This window comes from Glycomyces dulcitolivorans (genome assembly GCF_003265355.1).
Lineage (GTDB): Bacteria > Actinomycetota > Actinomycetes > Mycobacteriales > Micromonosporaceae > Glycomyces > Glycomyces dulcitolivorans.
In genome coordinates, this window is the sequence record NZ_QFRW01000029.1 from 1 (window position 1) to 1,099 (window position 1,099).

Sequence of the window (1,099 nt, forward strand, 5' to 3'; positions counted from 1 at the left end):
CCCGCGGCCGCGGCAGGCTCGTCGCCGGGGCGCTCGCCCTCGCGCTGATCGCCGGCGGCGCCGGCGGCGTGGGCGGCTGGTTCCTCGCCGACCGCGACGGCGGCACCACCGTCGTCGAGTCCGTGTCGATGGACGCCGGCCAGGGCCTCACCTACACCGACATCGTCAACAAGGTCAGCCCCTCGGTCGTCACGATCGTCACCGACTCCGCCGAGGGCTCGGGCGTCGTGTACTCCAAGGACGGCTACATCGTCACCAACAACCACGTGGTCGACGGCGCGCAGACCGTCGAGGTCCGCTTCTCCGACGGCACGACCGCCGACGCCCAGATCATCGCCACCGACTCCACGCAGGACCTCGCGGTCATCCAGGTCTCCGGCGTCGACGACCTGACGCCGATCGCCTTCGGCGACTCCGACTCGATCCAGGTCGGCGACGCCGCCGTGGCCATCGGCTCGCCGCTGGGCCTCGAAGGCACCGTCACCACCGGCATCGTCTCGGCCCTCGACCGGTCCATGACCGTCGCGGGCGAGGAGCAGCAGGGCTTCCAGCAGCAGTCCAGCTCGACGCTCACCGGCCTCATCCAGACCGACGCGGCCATCAACTCCGGCAATTCCGGCGGCGCGCTCGTCAACGGCAACGGCGAGCTCATCGGCATCAACACCGCGATCGCCACCACCGACTCCGGCTCCATCGGCCTCGGCTTCGCGATCCCGTCGAACACCGTCCAGAGCGTCGTCGAGCAGCTCATCGAGGGCGGCTCGGTCGAGCAGGGCTACCTCGGCGTCTCGGTGGCCGACACCGACGGCAACGGGGCGATGGTCCTCAGCGTCGAGTCCGGCTCGCCCGCCGAGACCGCCGGCCTCCAGGAGGGCGACGTCATCACCGCGGTCGACGGCAACCCCGTCACCAGCGCGTCCGAAGTGGTCGCCGCGGTCCAGGGCACGGCCTCGGGCACCGAGGTCGCCATCACCTACACGAGGGACGGCGCCGAGGAGAGCACCACCGCGACCCTCGCCGCTTCCTAAGCAGCGCAACGCGAGACGCGGCCCCGGGCTTTCGCCCGGGGCCGCGTCTCGTCGTGTCGGGGAACCTACTG

The 1,099-nt window shown here is 71.6% G+C and carries 1 protein-coding gene; it reads left to right on the forward strand.

The features are described 5' to 3' along the window. Window positions 1-1,028: S1C family serine protease (locus DI269_RS01065; protein WP_112133305.1), on the forward strand; the 1,028-nt coding region annotated here is incomplete at its 5' end. Window positions 1,029-1,099: the final 71 nt, after the last annotated feature.